This is a genomic window from Pseudomonas sp. Irchel 3E20, from assembly GCF_900187645.1.
Taxonomy (GTDB): Bacteria; Pseudomonadota; Gammaproteobacteria; order Pseudomonadales; family Pseudomonadaceae; genus Aquipseudomonas.
This window is the reverse complement of sequence record NZ_FYEE01000002.1, coordinates 508370-525552: the sequence shown is the minus strand read 5'-3', so window position 1 is coordinate 525552 and position 17183 is coordinate 508370. Positions and strand designations below refer to the sequence as shown.

Here is a 17183-nt window from a genome sequence, read left to right as displayed (position 1 = left end):
GTTAAATATGACCGCCGCCGCTAGAGCTTAGAGGCTATTGATCTAACATCACCCTGGAGTTTGTAGGCAGTTTCTGATGGACTCCACCAGACCGCCCGGCCAATCGACAGGGAGCTGTCACAGCTTGGTCACCTGGCGGTTCTACATTAAGCACACAACCTGATGAGGAGACAGGCCATGTCCTTGCACACCCGCACCAACGACCAGATTGAAGTGTTCCGCATTCCGCAGCATGCCTCCCTGGGCTGCTCGATCATTGACGCCGAGGGTCGTGAAGTACCGATCACCGAAGACATGATCCAACAGGCCTGCCGCGAGCTGGAACTGCGCCAGGTCAAGCCCGCCGAGCACGAATAAGGCCTCGCCCCCTCTTCCCGACCCGGCCCCATGGCCGGGTTTTTTCTGCCTGGTAGCCAGCGGGCATAGTCCTCGTTAAACCACGGTGGCGCCAAGGGCCTGGACCATCTGCCGTAACCCGCGGGCCTCGCCGTCGATCTGCACGGTCAAGCCGTCGATTTCACGACGCGGCGGGTAGTGTTTGCGCAACAGGTCGAAGGCGATGCGTTGTTCCTCGGCGCTGCCCATCAGGCTGCGACGGAAATCCCCATCGTCACGCCGCGGGTCGTAGACGCCACGGCAGATCATGGCCAAGGCCCAGGCCGGGTCGCAGTCGCCGTGCAGGCTGATGCGGCTCAGCCAGGGCGCCGGTAGCAGATCTTCGAGGCGCACTTGGGGCGCTTGGCCCAGGTGCTGGCAGAACGCCTGGTAGATCTGCGCGGTGCCACGCTGCTTGCCATCGAGGCTGTAGCCGGCGATATGGGGCGTGGCGAGCACGCAGAGGTCGGCCAGGGCAACGTCCACCGCCGGTTCGCCCTCCCACACGTCCAGCACCGCTTGCAGGTCTTCGCGCTGCAACAGCACCTCGCGCAGCGCCCGGTTGTCCACCACCGGGCCGCGGCTGGCGTTCAGCAGCCAAGTACCGGGGCGCAAGCGGTTCAAGCGCTCACGGTCGAACAGGTGCCAGGTCGGCGCGGCGCCTTCGCGGGTCAGGGGCGTGTGCAGGCTTATCACGTCGCACTGGGCGATGATCTGCTCAAGGCTCACGCAGCTTCCGTCCCCGGCCGCTTGCCGAGGCGGGTCGCACACCAGCACGTTCCAGCCCAAGCTGCGCAGTACCTTGACCAAACGCCCGCCCACTTCCCCCGCCCCGACCACACCGTAGGTGCGCCGGGCCAGGTCGGCGCCTTCGATTTCGGCCAGGGTCAACAGGCTACCCAGCACATAATCGACCACCCCGCGGGCGTTGCAGCCCGGCGCGCTGGACCAGCCAATCCCGGCCTCGGCGAAGTAGCCAAGGTCCAGGTGATCGGTGCCGATGGTGCAGGTGCCGACGAATTTGACCTGGCTGCCGGCCAACAGCACGCGGTCCACCGGGGTCACCGAGCGCACCAGCAACACATCGGCTTGCGCCACCGCCGCGCGGTCGATGGCGCGCCCCGGCAAGCGGCGGATTTCGCCGAAACCCTGGAAAAAGGCATCGAGCAAGGGGATGTTTTCGTCAGCGACAATCAGCATGGCAGGCTCCTTTTGGCGGACCGGCAGTGTACACGCCTTGCGGGGCATCGATGCCGGGGCAGCGACTTACAAATCCCCAACACAGGATTTTTCCTGACCACTGTGTCAAGGCGTAGAATGCCCGGCCCTGCGCACCTTTACCCCTGGACGCTCTGCCTGTGAATGCCGTGACCGACACCCCTTCTAACGCTCCCATTTCCCGCCCCGCCCGGGTACGCATGGAGCTACGCGACCTGCTCGTCCTGGCGCTGCCGATCATGGTCGGCCAATTGGCCACCACGGCCATGGGCTTCGTCGATGCCGTGATGGCCGGGCGCTACAGCTCCCGCGACCTGGCAGCCGTGGCGTTGGGCAACTCGATCTGGATTCCGGTGTACCTGCTGATGACCGGCATCCTGCTGGCCACCACGCCAAAAGTCGCCCAACGCTTCGGCGCCGGCAAACACGGCGAGATTGGCCCGCTGGTGCGCCAGGCCCTGTGGCTGGCACTGGTGGTGGGCCTGATGGCAACCGGCCTGCTGCTCAATGCCGAACCGGTGCTGCGGGCCATGAAGGTCGACCCGCAACTGATCGGCCTGTGCATGCAGTACCTGTACGGCATCGCCAGCGGCCTGCCCGCCACAGCGTTTTACTTCGTGCTGCGCTGTTTCAGCGATGGCTTGGGCCGTACCCGCCCGAGCATGATCCTGGGGCTGTGTGCGCTGGCGCTGAACATTCCGCTTAACTACGTGTTCATCTACGGCCACTTCGGCGTGCCGGCCATGGGCGGCGTCGGCTGCGGCTGGGCCACTGCCATCGTGATGTGGATGATGACCCTGGGCATGGTGGGCTGGACGCACTGGGCGCCGGTCTACCGGTCCAGCCAGCTGTTCACCCGCTTCGACTGGCCGCAATGGGCAATCATCAAGCGCTTGATAAGCGTCGGCCTGCCGATTGGCATCGCAGTGTTCGCCGAGTCGAGCATCTTTGCCGTAATCGCCCTGCTGATCGGCAGCCTTGGTGCCACAGTGGTGGCCGGGCACCAGATCGCCCTGAACTTCAGCTCCCTGGTGTTCATGATCCCGTACTCCCTGGCCATGGCCGTGACGGTGCGCGTCGGCCAGGCCCTGGGCCGTGGCGAACCGCGCGAGGCCCGCTTCGCCGCCGGTGTGGGCATGGGCGCCGCGCTGACCTACGCCTGCCTCTCGGCGAGCCTGATGCTGTTGCTGCGCGAACAGATCGCCGCCATCTACACCCCGGACCCCATCGTGATCCAGGTGGCGTCGATGCTGATTGTCTACTCGGCGCTGTTCCAGTTCTCCGACGCGATCCAGGTCACGGCGGCCGGGGCCCTGCGCGGTTACCAGGACACCCGGGTGACCATGATTCTGACGCTGTTCGCCTATTGGGGTATCGGCCTGCCGGTGGGCTACGCCCTGGGCCTGACCGATTGGCTCGGCGCCGCCAGCGGCCCGAGCGGCTTGTGGCAGGGTTTGATCGTGGGCTTGAGTTGCGCGGCACTGCTACTGTCGGTGCGCCTGACACGCAGTGCGCGTAAGCGCATCCGCCGGGGTTAAGACAGCTTCTTGCGGATCCAGTACAGGTAAGTCCCGCCCTCTTCGCGCTGTTCCACCAGTTCATGATCGAGAAACACACAGAACTTGGGAATATCGCGGCGGGTCGAGGGGTCGGTGGCAATCACCTTCAACAGGCCACCAGGGGCCAGGTCGCGGATGTGCTGGTGCAGCATCATCACCGGCTCCGGGCAATTGAGGCCGGTGGCGTCCAGCGTGCCGTCCACGGCGGTATCGTTCACGTCATTCATGGCTCACTCCCTGTAGGAGCGGGCTGGCCTGCGATGGCATTGACACGGTCACCCTGGCTCACCGTGGCGCCCGCATCCCAGGCCTACCCGCCCCCCACATTCATTCAGCAAAAAATTCAAGATTTCAGCGGCTCTTGGCCTTCTTTACAACATCCAAACGGCGCAAGTGGCAGGTCACTTCTTCGCGGTCGTGGTAGAGCTGCTTGCAGCCGATCTCGACGCGAATACCGCGCTCCTTGAAGCCCTCTTCGATACGCTCCAGCAAACGCTTGACCTCGGCGTAACGCTGCTTCATCGGCAACTTGAGGTTGACCACCGCTTCGCGGCAATGCCCTTCGCCGATCCAGGTTTCCAGCAACGCGGCATTGCGCGCCGGCTTCTCAACGATGTCGCAGACCATCCAGTCCACCGGTTGCTTGGGCTTGAAGGTAAAGCCATCGGCCATCAGGTGCTGGACCAGGCCCGTGTCCATCAGGCTCTCGGCCATCGGGCCGTTGTCGATGGCGGTCACCAGCATGCCGCGGTTGACCAGTTGCCAGGTCCACCCCCCAGGCGCGGCGCCCAGGTCCACACCCGTCATGTCGCTGTGCAAACGCTCATCCCACTGCTCGCGGGGGATGAAGTGGTGCCAGGCCTCTTCCAGCTTCAAGGTGGAACGGCTCGGCGCCTCGCGGGGGAACTTCAGCCGTGGGATGCCCATGGGCCACATCGCGCAATTGTTGGCCGGCGCCAAGCCGATAAAGGCTTCGCGGCCGCTCTTGAAGGTCAGTAGCAGGCGCGGTTTGCTCGCGTCTTCCACCAGTTTGCCGGCGGCCAGCAGCGCCTTGCGCAAATGCCCCTCGAATTTCTTGCAGAAGTTCGACAGTTCCTTGCCGTCGTTGGTATCGACCATCTCCAGCCAGAGGCTGCCGCACACCGGAAACTGCGCCATGTGGGCAAGGATCACGCTGATGCGGTCGGTTTCCGGCAAGTCGACAAACTGCCCACGGGCCCACTGACGCGGGAATATCAAATCGACGAAACGTTGGCCGGCCATCAGTCGCTCGGCGCCATCGTCTTGCGTGCAGACAAACTCGGCGCAGGCACTCCCGGCCTTGGCCTTGGCGTAACCGGCCACATTCAGGCGCGCGGCGTGCTCGGCGATCTCGGAGCACACCTCGCCCTCAAAACCCGGCCGGCAGTGCATAAAAAGGGTGTTCATCAATTCTCCTGGGCAATACGGCGCGCAAACTTGCCCTGTAGCAAAGCCTGTCACGAAAACCCGCGCATGATAGCGGAGTTCGGAACCTTGAACTTGCCCGTAGAGTCCAGTGATTAGCCTTACCCCTCAAACAGAGCTAGGTTAAGGGCTCTGTTCGTCTCATTGGATCCGCCACCGTGCGGATAAAAGGAGTCAATGCAATGCCGTCCCTCGATAGCCTGAACACCCTAAAAACATTAGAAATCGACGACAAAACCTACCACTACTTCAGCCTGCCGCACGCGGCCCAGACCCTGGGCGAGTTGGACAAGCTGCCAATGTCGCTCAAGGTACTGCTGGAAAACCTGCTGCGCTGGGAGGACGGCAAAACCGTCACCGGCGCAGACCTCAAGGCTCTGGCCGGGTGGCTCAAGGAACGGCGCAGCGACCGGGAAATCCAGTACCGCCCCGCCCGCGTGCTGATGCAGGACTTCACCGGCGTGCCCGCCGTGGTCGACCTGGCCGCCATGCGCGCCGCCGTGGCCAAGGCCGGCGGCGACCCGCAGCGCATCAACCCGCTCTCGCCGGTGGACCTGGTGATCGACCACTCGGTAATGGTCGACAAATTCGCCACCGCCAGCGCTTTCGAGCAAAACGTCGATATCGAAATGCAGCGCAACGGCGAACGCTACGCCTTCCTGCGCTGGGGCCAAAGCGCCTTCGACAACTTCAGCGTCGTGCCGCCGGGCACCGGCATCTGCCACCAGGTCAACCTGGAATACCTGGCGCGCACCGTGTGGACCAAAGACGAAGACGGCCGCACCTACGCCTTCCCCGACACCCTGGTCGGCACCGACTCCCACACCACCATGATTAACGGCCTCGGCGTGCTCGGCTGGGGTGTGGGCGGCATCGAAGCCGAAGCGGCGATGCTCGGCCAACCGGTGTCGATGCTGATCCCGGAAGTGATCGGCTTCAAACTCACCGGCAAGCTCAAGGAAGGCATCACCGCCACCGACCTGGTGCTGACCGTCACGCAAATGCTGCGTAAGAAAGGCGTAGTCGGCAAATTCGTCGAATTCTACGGCGACGGCCTCGCCGACCTGCCCCTGGCAGACCGCGCGACCATCGCCAACATGGCCCCCGAATACGGCGCCACCTGCGGATTCTTCCCCGTAGACGACATCACCCTGGACTACCTGCGCCTGTCCGGGCGCCCCGCCACCACCGTGAAACTGGTGGAGGCCTACTCCAAAGCCCAGGGCCTGTGGCGCCTGGCCGGCCAGGAACCGGTGTTCACCGACAGCCTGGCCCTGGACATGGGCAGCGTCGAGGCCAGCCTCGCCGGGCCCAAACGCCCACAAGACCGGGTCTCGCTGCCCGACGTGGGGCAAGCCTTCACGGACTTCCTCGACCTGCAATTCAAACCCGCCAGCAAAGAAGAAGGACGCCTGGAAAGCGAAGGCGGCGGAGGCGTGGCCGTGGGCAACGCCGATTTGATCGGCGAAGCGGACTACAGCTACGAAGGCAACACCTATCGCCTGAAAAACGGCGCGGTGGTGATCGCCGCCATCACCTCCTGCACCAACACCTCCAACCCCAGCGTGATGATGGCCGCAGGCCTGGTGGCAAAAAAAGCCGTGGAAAAAGGCCTGGCCCGCAAACCCTGGGTCAAGACGTCCCTGGCCCCTGGCTCCAAAGTGGTCACCGACTACTACAAGGCCGCCGGCCTGACCCCCTACCTCGATCAACTGGGCTTCGCCCTGGTCGGCTACGGCTGCACCACCTGCATCGGCAACTCTGGGCCGCTGCCCGAACCCATCGAAAAAGCCATCCAGCAAGCCGACCTCACCGTCGCCTCCGTACTGTCGGGTAACCGCAACTTTGAAGGCCGGGTCCACCCCTTGGTGAAAACCAACTGGCTCGCCTCGCCGCCCCTGGTGGTCGCCTACGCCCTGGCCGGCACCGTGCGCATCGACATCAGCCGCGAGCCCCTGGGCACCGGCAAAGACGGCCAACCGGTGTACCTGCGCGACATCTGGCCCAGCAGCCAGGAAATCGCCGCCGCCGTGGCCCAGGTCGACACCGCGATGTTCCACAAGGAATACGCCGAAGTCTTCGCCGGCGACGAACAATGGCAAGCCATTGAAGTCCCCCAAGCCGCCACTTACGTATGGCAGGCCGACTCCACCTACATCCAACACCCGCCCTTCTTCGACAACATCGGCGGCCCGCTGCCAGTGATCGAAGACGTCAAGAACGCCAACATCCTCGCCCTGCTCGGCGACTCCGTGACCACCGACCACATCTCCCCCGCCGGCAACATCAAGGCCGACAGCCCCGCTGGCCGCTACCTGCGCGAACAAGGCGTGGAACCGCGGGACTTCAACTCCTACGGCTCACGGCGCGGCAACCACGAAGTCATGATGCGCGGCACCTTCGCCAACATCCGCATCCGCAACGAAATGCTCGGCGGTGAAGAAGGCGGCAACACCTTCTACATCCCCACCGCAGAAAAAATGCCCATCTACGACGCCGCCATGCGCTACCAAGCCAGCGGGACGCCACTGGTGGTCATCGCCGGGCAAGAATACGGCACCGGCTCCAGCCGCGACTGGGCGGCCAAAGGCACCAACCTGCTGGGCATCAAAGCCGTCATCGCCGAAAGCTTTGAACGCATCCACCGCTCCAACCTGGTCGGCATGGGCGTCCTGCCCCTGCAATTCAAACTCGACCAAAACCGCAAAACCCTCAACCTCACCGGCCACGAAACCCTCACGATCCAAGGCCTGACCGGAGCCGAACTGACCCCACGGATGAACCTGACACTGGTTATCACCCGGGAAAACGGCAGTACGGAAAAGGTCGAGGTACTGTGCAGGATCGACACCTTGAATGAGGTGGAATACTTCAAGGCGGGAGGGATTTTGCATTATGTGTTGAGGGAGTTGATTGGTTCCTGAACTACCCTCAAGGCCTACTCACCGCCTTCGGGCGGTGTTTTTATTTGAGCCGGCGCACAGTTTGAAAAAATAAACTTCATTATTCCCCCACCGCTGCCGACAACCTGTCAAAGCCTTGCGGATAGAAAAAAGCCATGCGTAATAACCAACCAATAACACAACGCGAACGTACCTTTCCGGCTCAGCAACGGTTGATTTCTACCACCGACGCAAAAGGCGTGATTACTTACTGCAACGATGCTTTTGTCGAAATCAGTGGGTTTTCCCGTGAGGAGCTGTTGCGTGCGCCGCATAACCTGGTGCGTCACCCTGACGTTCCGGCGGCGGTGTTCGCGCATATGTGGGGTACGTTGAAACAAGGCTTGCCATGGATGGGCATTGTTAAGAATCGCTGCAAGACCGGTGACCACTATTGGGTCAACGCCTATGTGACACCGGTGTTCGAAGGCAATCAGGTGGTCGGCTATGAGTCGGTGCGGGTCAAGCCCACCGCCGAGCAGGTGCGCCGTGCCGAAGCGCTCTACCAACGCATCAACCAGGGCAAGTCGGCCATTCCCCGTAGCGACCGCTGGTTGCCGGTGTTGCAGGATTGGGTGCCGTTTATCCTTATCAGCCAACTGAGTTTTCTGATCGGTATCTGGTTCAATTCCCACTGGGGTTTTGCCCTGGCGGCGGGGTTGTCGGTGCCGTTGGGGTTGCTGGGCCTGACCTGGCAGCAGCGTGGCCTCAAGCGTTTGTTGCGCCTGGCGGAGCAGACCACGTCCGACCCGTTGATCGCGCAGATGTACACCGACAGCCGTGGCGCCCAGGCGCGCCTGGAGATGTCGATCCTAAGCCAGGAAGCGCGCCTGAAAACCTGCCTGACGCGCTTGCAGGACACCGCCGAGCACCTCAACGAGCAGGCGCGGCAATCCGATGTGCTGGCCCACAACAGCTCCAGCGGCCTGGAGCGCCAGCGGGTGGAGACGGAGCAAGTGGCCACCGCCGTGAACCAGATGGCGGCGACCACTCAGGAAGTCGCCAGCCATGTGCAGCGCACGGCCGACGCCACCCAGGAGGCCAATCGCCTGACCAGCCGTGGCCGCGATATCGCCAGCGAAACCCGCGAAGCGATCCAGCGCCTGTCGGTGGTCGTGGGTGAAACCGGCGCCACGGTGACCCAACTGGCCAAGGACAGTGATGAGATCGGTGGCGTGGTGGATGTCATCAAGGGCATCGCTGACCAGACCAACCTGCTGGCGCTCAACGCTGCCATTGAAGCGGCCCGCGCCGGGGAAATGGGTCGAGGCTTTGCGGTGGTGGCCGATGAAGTGCGGCAACTGGCGCAGCGCACCAGCGAGTCCACGGGGCAGATCCACAGCTTGATCGCCAAGTTGCAGCAGACCGCCAGCACGGCGGTGCAGACCATGGACGCCGGGCATCGTCAGGCCGAGGAAGGCGTGGCCAAGGTGATGGAGTCCGACGCCGCGCTGGTGGGGATCAGTGAGGCGGTGGCCAACATCACCGACATGACCACCCAGATCGCCGCTGCGACCGAAGAGCAAACGGCGGTGGCCGAAGAGATCAGCCGCAATATCAGCACCATTGCGCAACTGGCCGATCAGACCTCGGAACAAGCGATGCACTCGGCGCAGTTGAGCGAAGCGCTGACCTTGACGGCGACCACCCAGTACTCGCTGGTGGAGCGCTTTAACCGTTGAGGCTGCGCTAGCGGCAACAACCTCACGCCGCACGCCCGTAGCAAGCGGGCTTGCCCGTGCTGGGGTGCGCATCACACCGATTACCACGGCTAGGCCGCCGAGCGTGGGCGAGCCTGCTTGCTACATCGCTACGTGATATCGGCCACGAAGGCGGCGATTTTTTGCGCCGCCGCGTTCAGGTGCTGTTCATGGGTGAAGCCTGAAGCCTTCAAGGGCTTGAGGTCATGGTCCGCCGCCGCCAGCCACATCACCTCGATGCTCGGCGACAGCGCATAACCCTCCACAGTTTCGCGATTGCCCAGGGCGTCGCGCTCGCCCTGGACGATCAGGGTGGGCGTCTTCAGCCCTGCCAGGTGCTCGACCCGCGGTTTCTCGGGCTTGCCCACGGCGTAGAACGGATAACCCAGGCACACCAGGGCGCCCGCCCCCAACTCATCGGCCAGCAAACTGGCCATGCGCCCGCCCATGGACTTGCCTGCGACCACCAAGGGCCCAGTGACATGACGCCGCACCTGCGCGTACACCTCACGCCAGCATTCCAGTAGCTTGGGGGCCGGATTGGGTGGGCGCTTGCCACCGTCCAGGCGCCGCTGCGCCATGTAGGGAAACTCGAAGCGCAGCACGTTGATACCTAGCGCAGCCAGGCGTGCCGCCATGTTGCTCATGAAAGCACTGTCCATGGGCGCGCCGGCACCGTGGGCCAAAATCAGGGTTACGCCGGCGCCCTTGGGCTCGGCGTGCGCCTGCGGCTGAGCGGCGTCCCACAGCCAGCCGTGAACGCGCAGGCACCGCGCCCATTGATCCCCGTCAATACTGGCCTTGTGCTCTTTGTCCATGCTTGCCTCGCTTTTTAGTCTGCCTATAACTCCAGCTGAAGTGAGCGCACCCCTGCCCTGCGCAGTCGCCCTTGCTTCAGTTGAACCGTGGATGGGGAACCATGAACACTTCTATCAGTACCGCCTATAACTACAAGGTGGTCCGCCAATTCGCCATTATGACGGTGGTATGGGGCATCGTCGGTATGGGGCTCGGGGTTTTTCTCGCAGCTCAATTGGTCTGGCCTGAACTCAACTTCGACCTGCCGTGGACAAGCTTCGGCCGCCTGCGTCCGTTGCACACCAACGCAGTGATCTTCGCCTTTGGCGGTTGCGCACTGTTTGCCAGCTCGTTCTATTCGGTGCAACGCACCTGCCAGACCGAGCTGTTTGCACCAAAAATCGCCGCGTTCTGCTTCTGGGGCTGGCAATTGGTGATCCTGCTGGCCGCCATCTCGCTGCCACTGGGTTACACCAGCAGCAAGGAATACGCCGAGCTGGAATGGCCAATCGATATCCTGATTACCATCGTCTGGGTCGCCTACGCCATCGTGTTCTTCGGCACGCTGGTCAAGCGCAAGACCAAGCACATCTACGTCGGTAACTGGTTCTTCGGTGCGTTCATTCTCACCGTGGCCATCCTGCACCTGGTGAACAACGCCGAGTTGCCGGTCAGCCTGACCAAGTCCTACTCCGCCTATGCCGGCGCGACCGATGCGATGGTGCAATGGTGGTACGGCCACAACGCCGTGGGCTTCTTCCTCACTGCGGGCTTCCTGGGGATGATGTACTACTTCGTACCCAAGCAAGCCGAGCGTCCGGTGTATTCGTATCGCCTGTCGATCGTGCACTTCTGGGCACTGATTACCCTGTACATCTGGGCCGGCCCGCACCACCTGCACTACACCGCACTGCCAGACTGGGCGCAGTCCCTGGGCATGGTGATGTCGCTGGTTCTGCTGGCACCGAGCTGGGGCGGCATGATTAACGGCATGATGACCCTCTCCGGCGCCTGGCATAAGCTGCGCAGCGACCCGATCCTGCGGTTCCTGGTGGTCTCACTGGCGTTCTACGGCATGTCGACCTTCGAAGGCCCGATGATGGCCATCAAGACCGTCAACTCGCTGTCCCACTACACCGACTGGACCATCGGCCACGTACACGCCGGTGCCTTGGGTTGGGTTGCGATGATCTCCATCGGCGCCCTGTACCACATGATCCCGAAAGTCTTCGGTCGCCCTGGCATGCACAGCGTGGGCCTCATCAACGCACACTTCTGGCTGGCTACCATCGGCACCGTGCTCTACATCGCTTCGATGTGGGTCAACGGCATCGCCCAGGGCCTGATGTGGCGCGCGATCAACGAAGACGGCACGCTGACCTACTCCTTCGTCGAGACCCTGGTGGCCAGCCACCCAGGCTTCATCGTTCGTCTGGCAGGTGGTGCGATCTTCTTCACCGGCATGTTGCTGATGGCTTACAACGTCTGGCGCACGGTTCAGTCCGCCAAGCCCGCTGAAGTCGCCGCTGCCGCGCAGATGGCCTGAGGAGTCCGACATGAAACACGAAGTAATCGAGAAAAACGTCGGCCTGCTGATGCTGCTGATGGTGCTGGCTGTGAGCATCGGCGGTCTGACCCAGATCGTCCCGCTGTTCTTCCAGGACGTGACCAACACCCCGGTTGAAGGCATGAAGCCCTATACCGCGTTGCAACTGGAAGGTCGCGACATCTACATCCGCGAAGGTTGCGTGGGTTGCCACACCCAGATGATCCGTCCGTTCCGCGCCGAAACCGAACGCTACGGCCACTACTCGGTTGCCGGCGAAAGCGTCTGGGATCACCCGCACCTGTGGGGCTCCAAGCGTACCGGCCCGGACTTGGCCCGTGTCGGCGCCCGCTACTCCGACGACTGGCACCGCGCGCACTTGTTCAACCCGCGCAACGTGGTGCCCGAGTCGAAGATGCCGGCCTATCCATGGTTGGTGACCCAGCCGCTGGACAGCAGCCACACCGAAACCAAACTGCGGGCGATGCGCACCCTCGGCGTTCCGTATAACGATGCCGACATTGCCGGCGCCACCGCTTCGCTCAAAGGCAAGACCGAGATGGATGCTCTGGTCGCCTATCTGCAAGTGCTCGGCACCGCTATCAAGAACAAGAGGTGAGCCATGGGCTTTGTACTCGATAGTGGAATGATCCGCGGCCTGGGCACGTTGGTGGTGATGATCGCCTTCATCGGCCTGGCGCTGTGGGTCTTCAACGCCAAACGCAATCCGGAGTTCGCCCAGGCGCGGCTACTGCCGTTCGCCGACGAACCATTGCCCGGCACCGCCGGGAATCAACCTGAAGAAGCTCTCTCCCAAGAGCCTGCAACAAGGAGCATTCGGCCATGACTACCTTCTGGAGTGCGTGGATCTGCGTACTGACCATCGGCAGCCTGATCGGCCTGACGTGGCTGCTGTTTGGCACCCGCAAGGGCGAAACCAAGGGCAGTGTCGACCAGACCATGGGCCACAGCTTCGACGGGATCGAGGAATACGATAACCCGCTGCCGCAATGGTGGTTCCTGCTGTTCGCCGGCACCCTGGTGTTCGCCGTCGGTTACCTGATCCTCTACCCGGGCCTGGGCAACTGGAAAGGCGTCCTGCCAGGTTACGAGGATGGCTGGACCCAAACCAAGGAATGGGACAAGGAAATGGCCAAGGCGGACGCCAAGTTTGGTCCGATCTACGCCAAATTCTCGTCTATGTCCGTGGAAGAAGTGGCTAAAGACCCGCAAGCGTTGAAAATGGGCGGTCGCCTGTTCGCTTCTAACTGCTCGGTTTGCCACGGTTCCGACGCCAAGGGCGCCTTCGGCTTCCCTAACCTCGCCGACAACAACTGGCGTTGGGGCGGCAGTGCCGACACCATCAAGGCCACCATCATGGGCGGCCGCATGGCTGCCATGCCGGCCTGGGGTGAAGTGCTGGGTGAAGACGGCGTGAAAAACGTAGCCGCTTACGTTCGTCACGAACTGGCCGGCCTGCCCCTGCCTGCCGACAGCGGTGCCGACCTGGCCGCTGGCCAACAGGCCTACAGCACCACGTGCGTGGCATGCCACGGCCCGGCCGGTACTGGCATGGAGATGATGGGTGCGCCGAACCTGACGCAACCGGCCGGTTTCATCTACGGCTCCAGCCTGGCACAACTGCAACAGACCATCCGCCACGGTCGTCAGGGCCACATGCCTGCACAGACCGAGCTTTTGGGTAACGACAAAGTGCAACTGCTGGCCGCCTACGTGTACAGCCTGTCCCACAATGCCGACACCGCAAAAGCGTTGGCTGAAAGCAAAAGCGAATAATCCGCATCTGCTTGCCTGCCGCATCGTTCAAGATGCGGCAGTTCTCTACCCCTTTGCGACCAAGTGTCGCACCCTCCAAACGTCGCGCTTTGCGATCCCCGGATTCGGGTCTAAGCTTGCCTCCACGAGGACAGGCGTCACCCGTCCACAAGCCCATCGTAGCCGAACCGTACCCAGCATCTGATCGCTGATAAGCCGCAAAGGCTGGTAGATACCGGCTGTCGCGCCCATCACTGCTTGTCAGGCACTCAACTGCTTCCTACAAATCCGGTTACACGCTGCCTGTTGCCCGCGCCGATTTCCTTCACTGCGACAATTTGTCAGGGGCCAATTTTGTCCCTACTCCGAGCATGGAAAGGGCGCAGAATCAGCTTCGGAAAGCATTGACGCAGGTCATGGCGCGTTGCAATGACCCCCCGCTTTCTACATACTTGCGGCCGATTTTTATCCCTAATAAAACACCCAAACCGTGGAACCTTAGAATGAGCACAGCAATCAGTCCGACTGCTTATAACTATAAGGTAGTCCGCCAGTTCGCCATCATGACGGTGGTCTGGGGGATCCTTGGCATGGGGCTCGGTGTCTTCATCGCCTCGCAACTGGTCTGGCCGGAGTTGAACCTCGGCCTGCCATGGACGACCTTTGGACGCCTACGCCCGCTGCACACCAACCTGGTGATCTTCGCCTTCGGTGGTTGTGCGTTGTTTGCCACTTCCTATTACGTCGTGCAGCGAACCTGCCAAACGCGACTGATTTCCGACTCACTGGCGGCCTTCACCTTCTGGGGTTGGCAGGCTGTGATCGTCGGCGCCATCGTTACCTTGCCGCTGGGTTACACCACCACCAAGGAATACGCTGAACTGGAATGGCCCCTGGCTATCCTGCTGGCGATCGTCTGGGTCACCTACGGCCTGGTGTTCTTCGGCACCATCACCAAGCGCAAGACCAAGCACATCTACGTGGGCAACTGGTTCTACGGTGCGTTCATCGTCGTAACGGCGATGCTGCACATCGTCAACCACGCGTCCCTGCCGGTCACCCTGTTCAAGTCCTATTCGGCCTATGCCGGTGCGACCGACGCGATGATCCAGTGGTGGTACGGCCACAACGCAGTGGGCTTCTTCCTGACCACTGGCTTCCTGGGGATGATGTACTACTTCGTACCCAAGCAGGCCGAGCGTCCGATCTACTCCTATCGCCTGTCCATCGTGCACTTCTGGGCGTTGATTACCCTGTACATCTGGGCCGGCCCGCACCACCTGCACTACACCGCACTGCCGGATTGGGCGCAGTCCCTGGGCATGGCGATGTCGATCATCCTCCTGGCGCCAAGCTGGGGTGGCATGATTAACGGCATGATGACCCTCTCCGGCGCCTGGCATAAATTGCGCACCGACCCGATCCTGCGGTTCCTGGTGGTGTCCCTGGCGTTCTACGGCATGTCGACCTTTGAAGGCCCGATGATGGCCATCAAGACCGTCAACTCGCTGTCCCACTACACCGACTGGACCATCGGCCACGTACACGCCGGAGCCTTGGGCTGGGTGGCGATGATCTCCATCGGCGCCCTGTACCACCTGATCCCGAAAGTGTTCGGCCGTGCGCAAATGCACAGCACTGGCCTGATTAACACCCACTTCTGGTTGGCGACCATCGGTACCGTGCTCTACATCGCTTCGATGTGGGTCAACGGCATCACCCAGGGCCTGATGTGGCGTGCAATCAACGATGACGGCACCCTCACCTACTCGTTCGTCGAAGCCCTGCAAGCCAGCCACCCCGGCTTCATCGTTCGCGCCCTGGGCGGTGCGTTCTTTGCCGCGGGCATGCTGTTCATGGCGTACAACGTGTACCGCACCGTGCGCGCCTCGACCCCGGCCGAAGCGGAAGCCGCCGCTCAGATCGCTGTAGTTGGAGCTCACTGATGAAGCATGAAGTAGTCGAGAAGAACATCGGCCTGCTGGCCTTCTTCATGGTCATCGCCGTCAGCATCGGCGGCCTGACCCAGATCGTCCCGCTGTTCTTCCAGGACGTCACCAACAAGCCGGTTGAGGGCATGAAGCCTCGCAGCGCGCTGGAACTCGAAGGCCGCGACATCTATATCGCCAACGGTTGCGTGCAGTGCCACTCGCAGATGATCCGCCCGTTCCGGGCTGAAACCGAGCGTTATGGCCACTACTCGGTCGCCGGCGAAAGCGTCTGGGACCACCCGTTCCTGTGGGGTTCCAAGCGTACCGGTCCGGACCTGGCCCGCGTCGGCGGCCGTTACTCCGATGACTGGCAACGCGCGCACTTGTACAACCCGCGCAACGTAGTACCGGAGTCGAAAATGCCGGCCTACCCGTTCCTCGTGGAAAACAAGCTCGACGGCAAAGACACTGCGAAAAAAATGGAAGTCTTGCGCACCCTCGGCGTGCCTTACACCGACGAAGACATCGCCGGTGCCAAGGATGCCGTGAAGGGCAAAACCGAAATGGACGCGCTGGTGGCCTATCTGCAAGGCCTGGGCACCATCATCAAAAGCAAACGGTGATTTAGATGGATATCGGGATGATTCGTGGCCTGGGCACCGTCGTCGTGATGGTTGCCTTTATCGGCCTGGCCTTGTGGGTGTTCAGCCCCAAGCGCAAGTCTGAGTTTGAAGACGCGACCTTGCTGCCTTTCGCGGATGATCCCGAAGCCATCAAGCACGTCGAGCAAGCTTCTAGGAGTAACAAAGAATGACTACGTTCTGGAGTCTGTACGTCACAGTCCTCAGTCTGGGTACCATTTTCGCCCTGACCTGGCTGCTGCTGTCGACCCGCAAGGGCCAGCGCGCCGAACAAACGGACGAGACGGTTGGCCACTCCTTCGACGGGATCGAGGAATACGACAACCCACTGCCAAAGTGGTGGTTCATGTTGTTCGTCGGCACCATCGTTTTCGCCCTGGGCTACCTGGTGCTGTACCCGGGCCTGGGCAACTGGAAAGGTCTGTTGCCAGGTTATGCCTACCTGGATAACGACAAGAAAACCGAGTTCGCCAACGGCCAGCCAGGCTGGACCGGCGTGCACGAGTGGGAAAAGGAAATGGCCAAGTCGGATGCCAAGTTTGGGCCGATCTTCGCCAAATTTGCGTCGATGCCCATTGAAGAAGTGGCCAAGGACCCGCAAGCCCTGAAAATGGGCGGGCGTCTGTTCGCATCCAACTGCTCCGTGTGCCACGGCTCCGATGCCAAGGGCGCCTACGGTTTCCCTAACCTGACCGACGCCGACTGGCGCTGGGGCGGTACGCCTGAGCAGATCAAGCAAACCATCATGGCTGGCCGCCACGCCATCATGCCGGCCTGGGCCGAAGTGATCGGCGAACAAGGCGTCAGCGATGTGGCTGCCTACGTGCTGCTCAACCTCGACGGCCGCAAGCTGCCGGAAAACGCCAAGGCCGACCCTGTCGCTGGCCAGAAGCTGTTCGCCGCCAACTGCGTGGCCTGCCACGGCCCCGAAGGCAAAGGCACCCCCGCCATGGGCGCGCCTGACCTGACCCACCCGGCTGCGTTCATCTACGGTTCGAGCTTCGCTCAACTGCAGCAGACCATCCGCCACGGTCGCCAGGGCCAAATGCCTGCCCAGGCAGACCTGCAAGGTAACGACAAGGTCCACTTGCTCGCCGCCTATGTGTACAGCCTGTCCCACGCGGACAAGGCTGCCGAAGCCAAGTAAGGCAACGGCGTAGAACGAAACGGCCCCGCCAGGCAACTGGCGGGGCCGTTTTCATTTCGGGTAATGCAAAACGATCCACACTCGACAAGTCAATTGACCCGGAT

Annotated in this window: 16 protein-coding genes; 12 read left to right on the top strand and 4 right to left on the bottom strand. The window is 62.2% G+C overall.

Going from position 1 to position 17183, the window contains the following annotated elements; genetic code table 11:
- Positions 1–177 precede the first annotated feature (177 nt).
- The gene (locus tag CKW13_RS05750; RefSeq protein ID WP_095107626.1) at positions 178–357 is read left to right on the top strand and encodes a PA1571 family protein; all 180 of its coding nucleotides are present in this window, start codon (positions 178–180) and stop codon (positions 355–357) included.
- Between the two features lie 75 nt (positions 358–432).
- On the opposite strand, the gene pdxB is transcribed toward CKW13_RS05750, so the two are convergent.
- Positions 433–1575 (bottom strand): 4-phosphoerythronate dehydrogenase PdxB, encoded by a 1143-nt coding sequence (gene pdxB, locus CKW13_RS05745; RefSeq protein ID WP_095107625.1) that lies wholly within the window; start codon positions 1573–1575, stop codon positions 433–435.
- A 158-nt stretch (positions 1576–1733) separates the two neighbouring features.
- Between pdxB and CKW13_RS05740 the strand changes: the two genes are divergently transcribed.
- The gene (locus CKW13_RS05740; protein ID WP_095107624.1) at positions 1734–3131 is read left to right on the top strand and encodes an MATE family efflux transporter; all 1398 of its coding nucleotides are present in this window, start codon (positions 1734–1736) and stop codon (positions 3129–3131) included.
- Here the strand turns inward: CKW13_RS05740 and tusA are convergent.
- Positions 3128–3379, bottom strand: coding sequence for a sulfurtransferase TusA (gene tusA / locus CKW13_RS05735; protein WP_095107623.1), 252 nt, complete (start codon positions 3377–3379; stop codon positions 3128–3130). The genes CKW13_RS05740 and tusA overlap by 4 nt on opposite strands.
- A gap of 124 nt (positions 3380–3503) precedes the next feature.
- Positions 3504–4580: a 23S rRNA (cytidine(2498)-2'-O)-methyltransferase RlmM gene (rlmM, locus tag CKW13_RS05730; protein WP_095107622.1), complete on the bottom strand. Its 1077-nt coding sequence runs from the start codon at positions 4578–4580 to the stop codon at positions 3504–3506.
- 200 nt (positions 4581–4780) lie between these two features.
- Here rlmM and acnA point away from each other — a divergent pair, with 200 nt between their 5' ends.
- Both acnA and CKW13_RS05720 read left to right on the top strand, forming a co-directional pair.
- Positions 4781–7522: an aconitate hydratase AcnA gene (gene acnA, locus CKW13_RS05725; protein WP_095107621.1), complete on the top strand. Its 2742-nt coding sequence runs from the start codon at positions 4781–4783 to the stop codon at positions 7520–7522.
- A gap of 134 nt (positions 7523–7656) precedes the next feature.
- The gene (locus CKW13_RS05720) at positions 7657–9222 is read left to right on the top strand and encodes a PAS domain-containing methyl-accepting chemotaxis protein (RefSeq protein WP_095107620.1); all 1566 of its coding nucleotides are present in this window, start codon (positions 7657–7659) and stop codon (positions 9220–9222) included.
- Between the two features lie 128 nt (positions 9223–9350).
- Here CKW13_RS05720 and CKW13_RS05715 read toward each other — a convergent pair whose 3' ends face one another.
- Positions 9351–10058, bottom strand: coding sequence for an alpha/beta fold hydrolase (locus tag CKW13_RS05715; RefSeq protein ID WP_095107619.1), 708 nt, complete (start codon positions 10056–10058; stop codon positions 9351–9353).
- 101 nt (positions 10059–10159) lie between these two features.
- Here CKW13_RS05715 and ccoN (CKW13_RS05710) point away from each other — a divergent pair, with 101 nt between their 5' ends.
- The 8 genes from ccoN (CKW13_RS05710) to ccoP (CKW13_RS05675) all read left to right on the top strand — a co-directional run bounded on the left by ccoN (CKW13_RS05710) (position 10160) and on the right by ccoP (CKW13_RS05675) (position 17079).
- Entirely contained in the window at positions 10160–11584 is a 1425-nt protein-coding gene (ccoN, locus tag CKW13_RS05710; protein WP_095107618.1) for a cytochrome-c oxidase, cbb3-type subunit I, read from the top strand.
- 10 nt (positions 11585–11594) lie between these two features.
- Positions 11595–12203 (top strand): cytochrome-c oxidase, cbb3-type subunit II, encoded by a 609-nt coding sequence (gene ccoO / locus CKW13_RS05705; protein WP_095107617.1) that lies wholly within the window; start codon positions 11595–11597, stop codon positions 12201–12203.
- Positions 12204–12206: 3 nt separating this feature from the next.
- Positions 12207–12431 carry a cbb3-type cytochrome c oxidase subunit 3 gene (locus CKW13_RS05700; RefSeq protein ID WP_095107616.1) on the top strand — a complete coding sequence of 75 codons (225 nt, stop codon included), beginning with the start codon at positions 12207–12209 and terminating at the stop codon, positions 12429–12431.
- Positions 12428–13381: a cytochrome-c oxidase, cbb3-type subunit III gene (ccoP, locus tag CKW13_RS05695; protein WP_095107615.1), complete on the top strand. Its 954-nt coding sequence runs from the start codon at positions 12428–12430 to the stop codon at positions 13379–13381. The genes CKW13_RS05700 and ccoP (CKW13_RS05695) overlap by 4 nt, the downstream gene beginning before the upstream one ends.
- 482 nt (positions 13382–13863) lie before the next feature.
- On the top strand, positions 13864–15306 hold the full coding sequence (gene ccoN / locus CKW13_RS05690) for a cytochrome-c oxidase, cbb3-type subunit I (RefSeq protein WP_095107614.1): 1443 nt from the start codon (positions 13864–13866) through the stop codon (positions 15304–15306).
- Positions 15306–15914 (top strand): cytochrome-c oxidase, cbb3-type subunit II, encoded by a 609-nt coding sequence (ccoO, locus tag CKW13_RS05685; protein ID WP_025128825.1) that lies wholly within the window; start codon positions 15306–15308, stop codon positions 15912–15914. Before ccoN (CKW13_RS05690) ends, ccoO (CKW13_RS05685) begins: the two co-directional genes overlap by 1 nt.
- Positions 15915–15919: 5 nt before the next feature.
- Positions 15920–16105, top strand: a complete 186-nt coding sequence (locus tag CKW13_RS05680) for a CcoQ/FixQ family Cbb3-type cytochrome c oxidase assembly chaperone (protein ID WP_003175465.1) — start codon at positions 15920–15922, stop codon at positions 16103–16105.
- Entirely contained in the window at positions 16102–17079 is a 978-nt protein-coding gene (gene ccoP, locus CKW13_RS05675) for a cytochrome-c oxidase, cbb3-type subunit III (protein ID WP_095107613.1), read from the top strand. The genes CKW13_RS05680 and ccoP (CKW13_RS05675) overlap by 4 nt, the downstream gene beginning before the upstream one ends.
- The last annotated feature ends 104 nt before the right edge of the window (positions 17080–17183 follow it).